This window comes from Novosphingobium sp. B 225 (genome assembly GCF_002198665.1).
In the GTDB taxonomy this organism is placed as follows: domain Bacteria; phylum Pseudomonadota; class Alphaproteobacteria; order Sphingomonadales; family Sphingomonadaceae; genus Novosphingobium.
Map to the genome: position 1 here is coordinate 1 of NZ_MWLM01000017.1, position 10,744 is coordinate 10,744.

A 10,744-nucleotide genomic window follows, 5' to 3' on the forward strand; every position below is an offset into this window, starting at 1 on the left:
AACCCGCCCTGCCCGCGCCCGCCGCTCCGCCGCAGCAGGCCAATGGCGCGATCTTCAATGTGGCAACGGGCTATGCCCCCTTGTTCCACGGCAACCGTGCCAGCCAGGTCGGCGATCCGCTGACGATCACGCTGGTCGAGCAGACCACCACCACCAAGAGCGCAGGATCGAAAACCCAGCGCGACGGTGGGGCTTCGATTACCCCGCCGACCACCGGCCCGCTCGGCTTCCTCAACCCCAATGCCCTTAAAGCGTCGAGCCAATCGTCGTTCAACGGTCAGGGAAATGCCTCGCAGACCAGCACGCTGGCCGGCGAAGTTTCCGTTACCATCGCTGAAGTGCGGGCCAACGGCACCGCGCTGGTGCGCGGAGAAAAGCGCTTGTTGCTAAGCCAGGGCCAGGAATGGATCCAGTTCGCCGGTATCGTGCGGCTGAGTGACATCGATGCGGACAACCGCATCGCGTCCTCACGCGTGGCCGATGCGCGGATCGAATATGCCGGCAACGGCAGCGTCGCGCGGGCCGGCAAGGAAGGCTGGCTGAGCAAGTTCTTCAACATGATCAGTCCGTTCTGAGGGGGTGGAGATGAAGCTTCGCCCCATCACTCTGATCGCCGTGGTGATCGCCCTGCTGCTGCCACACGCCGTCATGGCCGAACGGATCCGCGATCTGGGTGCGTACCAGGGCGTGCGAACCAACCAGCTGACCGGCTACGGCGTGGTCGTAGGGCTGGTCGGCACCGGCGATGACAGTCTGGAATATGTGACGCAGGCGATGCGCGGCGTGTCCGGGCGGGTCGGGGTGCAGCTGCCTGCGGGCATCAACCCCAGCCTGAAAAACGCTGCCGCAGTGATGATCACTGCCGATCTGCCCGCCTTCGCCAAGCCCGGCCAGCGGATCGACGTGACGGTAAGCGCGCTGGGCAAAGCCAAAAGCCTGCGCGGCGGGGCGCTGATCATGTCGCCGCTCTATGGGGCGGACGGGCAGATCTATGCCATGGCGCAGGGCAATCTCGCCGTCGGCGGGCTCGGCATTTCGGGCGCGGACGGATCGAAGCTGACGGTCAACATCCCCACCGTAGGCCGGATTGCCGACGGGGCGAGCGTGGAACGCACAGTCGAAACCGGGTTCAACAGCGCCGACAGCCTGCGCTGGAACCTGTTCCAGTCCGATTTCCTGACCGCCGCGCGGGTCCGCGATGCGGTCAACCGCGCATTCCCCGGCACCGCCAGCGTGGAGGACGGCGTCACTTTGGCGCTGCGTCTGCCGTCGCAGGCCGATGCCCGCGCCAGCATGATGGCCGCGATCGAGATGCTGGACGTGACCCCGGCGGAAACCCCGGCGCGGGTGATCGTCAACAGCCGCACCGGCACGGTGGTGATCAACAGCGCGGTGCGGCTTGCCCCGGCAGCGATCAGCCACGGAAAGCTGACCGTGCGGATCGATGAAAAGCCCACCATTTCCCAGCCCAATGCCTTCAGCCGGGGGCAGACCGCCGTGCAGCAAAGCTCCACCCTGTCGGCCGAGGAAGAAGGCCGCAAGGTTGCCCTGTTCAAGCCCGGTGCGTCGCTCGCCAAACTGGTCGATGCGCTCAACCTGCTGGGCGTCAGCCCCAGCGATCTGGTCGCGATCCTCGAGGCCCTGAAACAGGCCGGGGCGCTGAAAGCCGAAATGGTGGTGATATGACCGCAGTTTCATCCCCGATGCTGGCGGCCGGCAGCCTGGTCAGTAGCCACGGCAGCGACCGTGAAAAGCTGGCCGGCGTGGCCAAACAGTTCGAAGCGATGTTCGTGCGCCAGATGCTGGCCGCCGCGCGCAAGGCGGACTTTGGCGAACCGCTGCTGGGCGGACAGGCGCTGGAAACCTTTCGCACCATGCAGGACGAACACTTTGCCGATGCGGCGGCGCAGGCGGGATCGTTCGGGCTGGCCAGAATGATCGAAGTCCAGCTGGCCCGGCAAGCCGGGCTGGATGCCCCCGCGTCTGCGGCGGGAAGGACCTGACCCATGGCCTCTGACCTTTTCAACATCGGTTCCTCCGGGCTCAAGGCCGCGCGTGCGGCGCTGGAAGTGACCACCCAGAACATCGCCAATGCCGCGACCGAAGGCTATGTCCGGCGCAGCGTGAGCCTGTCTGAAATGGCCGCCGCAGGCGGCTATTCGCGGATCGGGGATCTTTCGCTGTCGGGGGTGCGGGTGGCGGGCATTCAGCGCAACGCCGATCTGTTCCGGCAAAGCGAACTGCGCCGCACCGGATCGGACGCGGCCCGCGCAGGCAGCGAGCTGAAAGGGTTCGAAAACATCGAATCCGCGATCGACCAGTCCAATGTCTATCCGGCAATGACCGCGTTTGAAGGGTCCTTGCAACGGCTGGTGGCCGATCCGGTTGACCTTTCGCTGCGCGCCGCCGCGCTGGAAGATGCGCGCACATTGGCGCGGACGTTCAACATTGCCGCCAGTGCGCTCGACAATGTCGGCGCGGGGCTGCGGTTCGAAGCGACCGACGCCACTGCGCAGGTCAATTCGCTGTCGGGCGAACTGGCGCGGGTCAACCTTCAGCTTAACCGCACCGCAGCCGGGACCAGCGACCAGACCTTGCTGCTCGATCAGCGCGACCAGCTGATGCAGCAACTGTCCGGCTATGCCGACATCACCACCTCGATCGGCGTGGATCAGGCGGTCGAAGTGCGGATCGGCGGCGCGCCGCTGGTTCAGGGCGGCACGGCCAAACCCTTTGCCATGGTCACCGGCGGCGACGGGACGATCTCTTTCACGCTGGATGGCGCGCCGGTAACGGTGGCGGGCGGATCATTGGCGGGCAAAGCCCAGGCCCTGATCGCGGTGCGCGATAACAAGGATCAGCTGGATGTGATCGCGGGTCATCTGATGACCGCCGCCAATGGCGCGCAAGGCACCGGGGTGGCGCTGGATGGCAGCGCGGGCATTGCGATGTTCACCGGCAGCGGCGCAGCCGGGATCACGCTTAATCTGACCAGCGGCAGCCAGATCGCGACGGCGGCTTCGACCGCAGGTCCCGGCAGCCGCGATCCTGCCAATCTTGAAGCCATGCGCACCGCGCTCAGTTCCGCCGGGGTCGCCAAGGACCTCGACGGGATGCTGTTTGCCGTGTCGAGCGGCGTGGCCGGGCGCAAGACCACGGCCCAGGCGCTCGACAGCATCGCCAGCGCGGCCAAGCTGGCCTTTGAACAGCAGAGCGGGGTCGATCTGGATCAGGAAGCCGCCAATCTGGTGCGCTTTCAGCAGGCGTTCCAGGCCAATGGCAAGGCGATCCAGATCGCCGCCGACCTGTTCGACACCTTGCTTGCCCTGAAGTGATAGCGGAGCCCAGCCGATGACCCTTGTCAGCACCAGCGCCTTTTACGACCGCTCCGGCCTTGACCTGTCGAGCCTCAGGACCCGGGCCGAGGCCTTGCAGACCTCGCTCAGCACCGGGCAGCGGCTAACCAAGGCCAGCGACGATCCGGTTGGCGCGGCACAGCTGCGCAGCCTGCAGCGCGCGGACCAGTTTTCGGCGATCGACCAGACCACTGCGGCGCGCGCCACCACCGACCTGACCCTGACCGACAGCGCCCTCTCGAATTTCTCTGCCTATGTGATCCGCGCGCAGGAACTGGCGACCCAGGCCGCCAATGGCACCATGACCGCCGCCCAGCGCAGCGGGATCGCGACCGAGCTCAGCCAGATGTCGGACGAACTGGTCCGCCTGGCCAATTCGCGCGACAGCACGGGCCATGCGCTGTTCGGCGGGCAAACCGCGGGCAATGCCTTTTCACTGACCGCCGCCGGAACCCTGCAATATGATGGCACGCCGACCGCCACCGAGCTGCCGCTGGGTGATGGGCAGACCGTGACCAAGGGGCTGACCGGGCCAGAATTCCTGAACTTTTCCGGGACCAACCTTTACGCCTTGGTCAAGGGTCTGGCCGATGCGCTGAACGGCGCGGCGGCCGATCCGGCCCAGGCCGCGCGCGATGCGCTGGGGCTGCTCGACACCGGTCTTGAAAGCATCACCACCGCGCAGACGGTGGTGGGCGCGCGGCTCAACTGGATCGATCTGGTTGGCGAGCGCCGCCTGCAACTGGGCGAACTGCGTGCCAATGAAGAAGCCGAAGTCGGCGGGGCGGAACTCGCCTCGACCATTACTCAGCTGCAGCAGGTGATGACCGTTCTGGAAGCCAGCCAGGCCAGTTTTGCCAAGCTGGCCAGCCTGTCCTTGTTCGACCTGATCCGCTGAAGGGCGTCAGGCCGGTTGTAAGTTCGTTTGGGGGTTTTGAAATATGTACGCTGGGATAGGGATCGTCATCCTGATCGTCATGGTGTTTGGCGGCTTTGCGCTTACCGGCGGGGCGCTGGGGCCGGTGCTGCACGCGATTCCGCACGAAATGCTGATCATCCTTGGCGCGGCCGCAGGCGCGATCGTTACCGGCAACAACATGCACGGGATCAAGGCGCTGGCCGGCGGCTTTGGCAAAGTGTTCAAAGGCCCGCGCCACACCAAGCAGGATCACATCGACGTCATCATCCTGACCACCAAGCTGATGAAGATGCTGCGCAGCGAAGGTCCGGTGGCACTGGAAAGCCATGTCACCGATCCGTCCACATCGGCCATTTTCGCGGAATTCCCGCGGATTCTCGCCAACAAGGAACTGGTCGCGCTGATCGCCGATACGCTGACGCTGATCGTGGTTTCTTCCGGCACGCTGGAAGTCCACGCGGTGGAAGAAGTGATGGACAATGCGATGAAGCAGCATTTCCACGAAATGCACGAACCCCAGCACGCGCTGCAGAACCTGGCCGATGCCTTGCCCGCGCTCGGGATCGTCGCGGCGGTGCTTGGCGTGGTCAAGACCATGGGTTCGATCGACGAACCGCCCAGCGTGCTGGGGGGCATGATCGGTTCGGCGCTGGTCGGCACGTTCATGGGGGTGCTGCTCGCCTATGGCATGGTCGCGCCAATGGCCGGGCGGCTCAAGCAGGTGATCGAAGCAGACGAGCAGATCTTTCATGCGGTCAAGCAAGTGATCATCGCCAGCCTGCATGGCTGGCCCCAGCCGCTGGTGGTGGAAAGCGCGCGTTCGGGCCTGGGCCACGATTTCCGCCCCGGCCTGTCCGAACTGCTCGACAGCCTGCGCGGACGCTAAACCATGGCTGCCAAACCCAACGCGCGCGGCAAGAATGAACCGCCGCCGCCGCCGATTATCGTCAAGAAGATCACGGTGGTCGCAGGCGGCCACCATGGCGGCGCGTGGAAGGTGGCCTATGCCGACTTTGTGACCGCGATGATGGCGTTCTTCCTGCTGCTGTGGCTGCTGGGCGCGACCACCGAAAAGCAGCGCAAGGGGATTGCCGACTATTTCACCCCCACCCTGGTCAAGCTGAAGCAGGAAAGCGCCGGGTCGAACGGCATGCTGGGCGGTTCGTCGATCACCGATGTCGATAACTATCCCAACCGCGCCGGGCAGACCGGCACCAAATCGATGACCATCCCGCGCGACACCACCGGCGGCCCCAAGGAGGGCGGCGACAAGAGCAAGCAGGTGGTCAAGATGCAGGAAAAGCTGGCCGCCAAGCTGCAGCAAAGCGCCCGGCTGGCGCGGCTGGCCAAGCAGGTGCGGATGGTTGACACCAGCGAAGGGGTGCGGATCGACCTGGTCGATGATGCCGACTTTTCGATGTTCCAGCTGGGCACCACGGTGCTGACCGGCGAGGCGAGCGACCTGCTCCACGCGATCGGCCAGACGGTGGCCCCGGAAGCGGGTTCGCTGTCGATCCGCGGTCACACCGATTCGCTGCCATGGAAAAGCGGCGGGGCGAACAACTGGTCGCTATCGGCCGGACGCGCCGAAGCCACCCGTCAGGCCTTGCTGCGCGACGGCATCGCCGAACCGCGGTTCCGCAAGATCGAAGGCGTGGCAGACCGCGAACCACTGGTCCGCGACAAGCCCGAAGACCCGCGCAATCGCCGGATCTCGATCCTGCTGATGCGCTGATCGGTAGAATTGCGGCTGTGGATATTAAGCGGATCGAAAGGGCGAAACTTACCGCTTGGTGAACAGCCGGGCGGCTAGGACCGCGGCAGAACCACAAGGATTGCCCGTGACCGGATCGCCCGACCAGACCCTGCCGCCAGCCGATGCCCCGGCATCGACCCCGCTGCTGCGCCAGATCGAATGGGCCCAGTTCGCGCTGGTCACCCAGCAAGTCCGTTCGGGCACTTATGCCGGGGCGGCGGTGATCATGCTGGCCTTGCTGCTGGCCCCCCATGTGGCCAACACCCACATGCTGGCGGGCATCGCCCTGCTACGCATGGCGCTGTTCGTCGAAGCCAACATGCTGGCCCGGACCCTGCAGCAGGAGATTGCGAGAGGATCCCCCAGCATCGCGTTCCAGCGGCGGCTGATCGGCAATGTCGGGCTGTCGAATCTGGTCTGGGGCGCGCTGACCTGGCCGCTGGTGATCGGCAGCTCGGTCAGCTTCATGGCCTTTCTGCTGGCGATCATCGCGCTGTTTTCGATCTGCCTGTCGATCGTTTCAGCCAGCTTTCACCCCAAGACGCTGATTGCCAGCACGCTGGGTGGCTGCCTGGGTCTGGCGCCCAAGATCCATGCGCTGACCGGCACGGTCGGGCTGCTGCTGCCGCTGGGCTTCCTGATCTATTGCGTGACGATCTTCTATTTCGCGCGGGTAGTGGGCCGCCAGGCGCGCGGCGGGATCGTGCTCGATATCCGCCGCCGCCGGATCGCGGCCCGGCTCAACCAGACCAACATGGCGCTGGAACGGGCGCTGACTGTGGCCAACCGGCTGGCCGATCAGGATACCCTGACCCGGCTGCGCAACCGCCGCGCGTTCGAACAGGCGCTGCACCGCTTTGCAGGCGACTGGGCCGATCGCGATTGCTTTGTCATGCTGATCGATGTCGATCACTTCAAACGGATCAACGACCGCTATGGCCATGCCATGGGCGATGGCGTGCTGGTGGCGCTGGGCACCACCCTGACCCAGTGGGAGATCGAAGAGGACGGGCGCATGACCGGGCGCTGGGGCGGCGAGGAATTCATCGTGCTGGCCGCGCTGGACCGCACCGAACGGCCCGGCGAAGTGGCCGACGATCTGCGCGCCCGGATCGAGGAGTTGACCGACGGACTGCACTGGCCCGGCCGGATTGACCTGTCTGCCTCGATCGGCTGCGCGCAGCTGCATGAACCCGCGCAGTTCGACGCGGCCCTGCGCCGCGCCGATCAGGCGCTCTATGCGGCCAAGAAAGCAGGTCGCAATTGCTGGAAGCTGGCCGCCTGACCTGATAGCGTCACACCCATGCACCTGGCCTTCCTGTTGTTCCCCGGCGTCACCCAGCTTGACCTGACCGGCCCCGCCCAGTTCCTTTCACGCCTGCCCGATGCGCGGGTCGATCTGGTCTGGGCCAGCCGCGATCCGGTGCCGACCGATGCCGGGTTCAGCATAGTGCCGACCGCGACGTTCGCCGAAGTGCCCCGCGCCGATCTGCTGTGCGTGCCCGGCGGAATGGGCATTTCCGATGTGATCAACCACCAGGAAGCGCTGAATTGGGTGCGGCAGGTCGGCGCAGAGGCGCAGTGGGTAACCTCGGTCTGCACCGGGGCCCTGATTCTGGGCGCGGCGGGGTTGCTGCGCGGCTACCGGGCCACCACGCATTGGGCCTGGCACGATCTGCTGGCCCTGTTTGGGGCCGAACCGGTTCAGGCCCGCCACGTGATTGACCGCAACCGCGCCACCGGCGGCGGGGTGACCGCGGGAATCGATTTTGCCCTGGCCCTGATCGCCGAAATCGCGGGAGAGGACCACGCCCGCGCGGTGCAGCTGGCGCTGGAATACGATCCCGCCCCGCCGTTCGACGCGGGCAGCCCGGCCAAGGCGGGGGCCGCACTGGTCGATGTCTATAGCGCGCGCGCCAATCGCCTCGCCCCCCATCGCCGCACAGACTTGATCGCAGCGGCAGAGCGTTTAGGGTTCACACCCTAGAGACCATCGGGATTCGGCTGATGCTTCCTCAAATCCTCTCCCCTTGGGGGAGGTGGCAGTCCGCAGGACTGGCGGAGGGGGCCTGGGCCGATTGCCGTCCCCCCGCCGAGCCGCTTCCAGCGGCCCACCTCCCCCAAGGGGGGAGGATTGGGGAAGGCCCGATGGTCTGATGAAGTGAGGGAGGAACCAATTGCCATGGCCACCGGCCGCTATACCCTGTGGGGCACGCCCCATTCGCTCTATACCGGCAAGGCCCGGTCCTACCTGATCAAGAAACAGGTGCCGTTTGATGAAGTGCTGGTGGGCGATCCGTATTTCGCGGGAACGGTCGTTCCGCAGATCGGGCACTTTGTCGCCCCGGTGGTGCGCACGCCGCAGGGTGAGCTGATCCAGGATACCACCGCGATCATCGACCATGTCGAGGCACAAGGCGAAGGCGTGGTGCTGGCTCCGGCGGGCGCGGTGCAGCGGGTGGTGGCGGAATTTCTGGACGCGTTCGGCTCGAACTATCTGCTCCCCCTCGCCATGCATTACCGCTGGTCTTACCGCGACCGGCAGGACCTGTTCCTGCAGGTCGAATTCGCCCGCGCGATCCCCAATACGATGCCCTATGAAAACCGGCTGGCCACGGCGCAAATGCTGATGGGCAAGTTCGCGGGCTTCCTGCCCAACCTGGGCGTCACAGCGGCGGTGATCCCGGCGATGGAAGACAGCTACGCCGAATTGCTGGCCGTGCTGGAAGCGCATTTCCGGGCGCATCCCTATCTGCTGGGCGGGCGGCCGAGCGCGGCGGACTTTGGCATGATGGCCCCGCTCTATGCCCACCTCGCGCGCGATCCGGTGCCCGCCATGCTGATGCGCACCACGGCGCCCAATGTCGCGCGCTGGACCGAGCGGATGAACGTGGCCGAGATCCCGGACAGTGACTATCCCGATCCCGGCGGTGACTATCCCGCCGATGATGCGATCCCGGAAACGCTGGAAGCGGTGCTCAAGGTGGCCTTTGCCCACTGGGGCCCCGGGCTGGCGGCTGACGTGGCCCAGTTCGACCGCTGGCTTGCGGGTCTGAGCGATCCCGCCCCCGGCACGCTGGTGTCGCAAAGCGGTGAGCGGCAGGTCCATCCCCATGTCGGGCGGGTCAGCTATGCCTGGCGCGGGGTAACGATGGAGCGTGGCAGCCAGCCGCATTCGCTGTGGCAATTGGCCCGCGCGCAGGCCATGGCCGATGGGCTGGACGGCGCGGCCAGGGACCGCCTGACCGCGCTGCTCACCCGCACCGGCGGCACCGACACCATGGCCCTGCGCACCGCGCGCCCGATCCTGCGGCAAAACAACGTGCTGGTGCTGGGATAAGTTTTCAGAGGGAATAACGATGCAATACGATGACGTGATCATGGGCCGCCGCTCAATCCGAGGCTATCTCGACAAGCCGGTCCCGCGTGAGCTGATCGCGGAAGTGCTGGCGCTGGCGATGCGTGCGCCCAGTTCGATGAACACCCAGCCGTGGAATTTCCACGTCATCACTGGCGAACCGCTCGCCCGGATCCGGCGCGGCAATACCGAACGCACGCTGGCGGGCGAACCGGACAGCCGCGAATTCCGCAAAGGCGTGCCTTTTGCCGGGGTCCACCGCGAACGGCAGGTCGATGTTGCCAAGCAATTGTTCGGCGCAATGGGGATCGAACGCGATGACAAGGACGCGCGGCAGGACTGGGTGTTGCGCGGTTTCCGCCAGTTCGACGCCCCGGTCTGCGTCATCATCACCTATGACAAAGTGCTGGAAGGCAGCGACGACACCCCGTTCGATTGCGGCGCCGTGACCACCGCGCTGGTCAACGCCGCCTGGTCCCGCGGGCTGGGCTGCGTGATCAACAGCCAGGGCATCATGCAAAGCCCGGTGGTGCGCGAACACGCCGGGATCCCGGACGATCAGGTGATCATGAAAGCGGTCGCGCTGGGCTGGCCGGATGACAGCTTCCCCGCCAACGCCGTGGTCCCGCCCAGGAAGAGCGTGGACGAGGCAGCGACATTTGTGGGGTTTGCGTGAGGGGGTAGCGGCCAATCCTGCGCTCACCCATAGCTCCCACTGCCCTCCCCCCCACGTCACCCCGGGCTTGACCCGAGGTCCAGCTTCTTCCTGCGGGCGTCAGAGCATGCTGCACTGCCGCCAAAGGCAGCTAGGCCCCGGGTCAAGCCCGGGGTGACGGGGGGTTGGTTGTACGAACCCGCGCCCGTAGCGCAAAAAATGCCTCCGCATCTAACTTTGCATATTTCCGGGGCAACCGGATTACTGGCACCATATCAAGCAAACATCATTGTCACTTGCTCTGAATGGTCTATGTTCGAACCATGTTTGATCTGGAAAGAATTCTGCTTACCATTGAAGGCTCCTTGCTTATTGGCGCGATCATTGGTCTGATTGTAGGAATTCTGATTTCCCGGCAGAAAGCAGGATGCATTGCTTTGCTTATTGTCCCGATTGGCATGATTTTTTTCATCGCCTGGTGGCAGGGTCATCAGCCCGAAAACCTCAGATCAACCAGTGGACTCGAATATGCGTTTGGACCGTTATGGCCCAGCGCCGGGGCAGTCTGCGGATTCCTGCTTGGCAGGTGGTTTAGATCATTCTTGGCCGAACGGCTTTAGTCAGCTTCCCCGTCAACGCAGTGGTCCCGCCCAGGAAGAGCGTGGACGAGGCAGCGACATTTGTGGGGTTTGCGTGAGGG

Annotated in this window: 12 protein-coding genes; all 12 read left to right on the forward strand. The window is 65.3% G+C overall.

The window, feature by feature from the left end; all coding sequences use genetic code 11:
• The coding region (locus tag MNBBLIKP_RS01685) for a flagellar basal body L-ring protein FlgH (protein ID WP_140420504.1) at positions 1-575 on the forward strand (575 nt) is incomplete at its 5' end.
• Between the two features lie 10 nt (positions 576-585).
• The gene (locus tag MNBBLIKP_RS01690) at positions 586-1,686 is read left to right on the forward strand and encodes a flagellar basal body P-ring protein FlgI (protein WP_088306855.1); all 1,101 of its coding nucleotides are present in this window, start codon (positions 586-588) and stop codon (positions 1,684-1,686) included.
• Positions 1,683-2,003 (forward strand): rod-binding protein, encoded by a 321-nt coding sequence (locus MNBBLIKP_RS01695; RefSeq protein ID WP_088306835.1) that lies wholly within the window; start codon positions 1,683-1,685, stop codon positions 2,001-2,003. Before MNBBLIKP_RS01690 ends, MNBBLIKP_RS01695 begins: the two co-directional genes overlap by 4 nt.
• Positions 2,004-2,006: 3 nt before the next feature.
• The gene (gene flgK, locus MNBBLIKP_RS01700; protein WP_088306837.1) at positions 2,007-3,335 is read left to right on the forward strand and encodes a flagellar hook-associated protein FlgK; all 1,329 of its coding nucleotides are present in this window, start codon (positions 2,007-2,009) and stop codon (positions 3,333-3,335) included.
• A gap of 16 nt (positions 3,336-3,351) precedes the next feature.
• Entirely contained in the window at positions 3,352-4,254 is a 903-nt protein-coding gene (locus tag MNBBLIKP_RS01705) for a flagellin N-terminal helical domain-containing protein (protein WP_088306839.1), read from the forward strand.
• A gap of 43 nt (positions 4,255-4,297) precedes the next feature.
• Positions 4,298-5,161 carry a flagellar motor stator protein MotA gene (gene motA / locus MNBBLIKP_RS01710; RefSeq protein ID WP_088306841.1) on the forward strand — a complete coding sequence of 288 codons (864 nt, stop codon included), beginning with the start codon at positions 4,298-4,300 and terminating at the stop codon, positions 5,159-5,161.
• Between the two features lie 3 nt (positions 5,162-5,164).
• Positions 5,165-6,010 (forward strand): flagellar motor protein MotB, encoded by an 846-nt coding sequence (locus tag MNBBLIKP_RS01715; RefSeq protein WP_088306843.1) that lies wholly within the window; start codon positions 5,165-5,167, stop codon positions 6,008-6,010.
• A gap of 106 nt (positions 6,011-6,116) precedes the next feature.
• Positions 6,117-7,316 (forward strand): GGDEF domain-containing protein, encoded by a 1,200-nt coding sequence (locus tag MNBBLIKP_RS01720; protein ID WP_088306845.1) that lies wholly within the window; start codon positions 6,117-6,119, stop codon positions 7,314-7,316.
• 18 nt (positions 7,317-7,334) lie between these two features.
• On the forward strand, positions 7,335-8,018 hold the full coding sequence (locus tag MNBBLIKP_RS01725; RefSeq protein ID WP_088306847.1) for a DJ-1/PfpI family protein: 684 nt from the start codon (positions 7,335-7,337) through the stop codon (positions 8,016-8,018).
• 195 nt (positions 8,019-8,213) lie between these two features.
• Complete coding sequence (locus MNBBLIKP_RS01730) at positions 8,214-9,371, forward strand: glutathione S-transferase family protein (protein WP_088306849.1); 1,158 nt, start codon at positions 8,214-8,216, stop codon at positions 9,369-9,371.
• Between the two features lie 19 nt (positions 9,372-9,390).
• A complete protein-coding gene (locus MNBBLIKP_RS01735; protein WP_088306851.1) occupies positions 9,391-10,065 on the forward strand; it encodes a nitroreductase in 675 nt (224 codons plus the stop codon).
• Positions 10,066-10,367: 302 nt separating this feature from the next.
• Positions 10,368-10,664, forward strand: a complete 297-nt coding sequence (locus tag MNBBLIKP_RS01740) for a hypothetical protein (protein WP_088306853.1) — start codon at positions 10,368-10,370, stop codon at positions 10,662-10,664.
• Positions 10,665-10,744: the final 80 nt, after the last annotated feature.

Coding starts and splice junctions, on each gene's coding strand:
- MNBBLIKP_RS01690 (WP_088306855.1), top strand. CDS start 586: ATGAAGCTTCGCCCCATCACTCTGATCGCCGTGGTGATCGCCCTGCTG.
- MNBBLIKP_RS01695 (WP_088306835.1), top strand. CDS start 1,683: ATGACCGCAGTTTCATCCCCGATGCTGGCGGCCGGCAGCCTGGTCAGT.
- flgK (WP_088306837.1), top strand. CDS start 2,007: ATGGCCTCTGACCTTTTCAACATCGGTTCCTCCGGGCTCAAGGCCGCG.
- MNBBLIKP_RS01705 (WP_088306839.1), top strand. CDS start 3,352: ATGACCCTTGTCAGCACCAGCGCCTTTTACGACCGCTCCGGCCTTGAC.
- motA (WP_088306841.1), top strand. CDS start 4,298: ATGTACGCTGGGATAGGGATCGTCATCCTGATCGTCATGGTGTTTGGC.
- MNBBLIKP_RS01715 (WP_088306843.1), top strand. CDS start 5,165: ATGGCTGCCAAACCCAACGCGCGCGGCAAGAATGAACCGCCGCCGCCG.
- MNBBLIKP_RS01725 (WP_088306847.1), top strand. CDS start 7,335: ATGCACCTGGCCTTCCTGTTGTTCCCCGGCGTCACCCAGCTTGACCTG.
- MNBBLIKP_RS01730 (WP_088306849.1), top strand. CDS start 8,214: ATGGCCACCGGCCGCTATACCCTGTGGGGCACGCCCCATTCGCTCTAT.
- MNBBLIKP_RS01735 (WP_088306851.1), top strand. CDS start 9,391: ATGCAATACGATGACGTGATCATGGGCCGCCGCTCAATCCGAGGCTAT.
- MNBBLIKP_RS01740 (WP_088306853.1), top strand. CDS start 10,368: ATGTTTGATCTGGAAAGAATTCTGCTTACCATTGAAGGCTCCTTGCTT.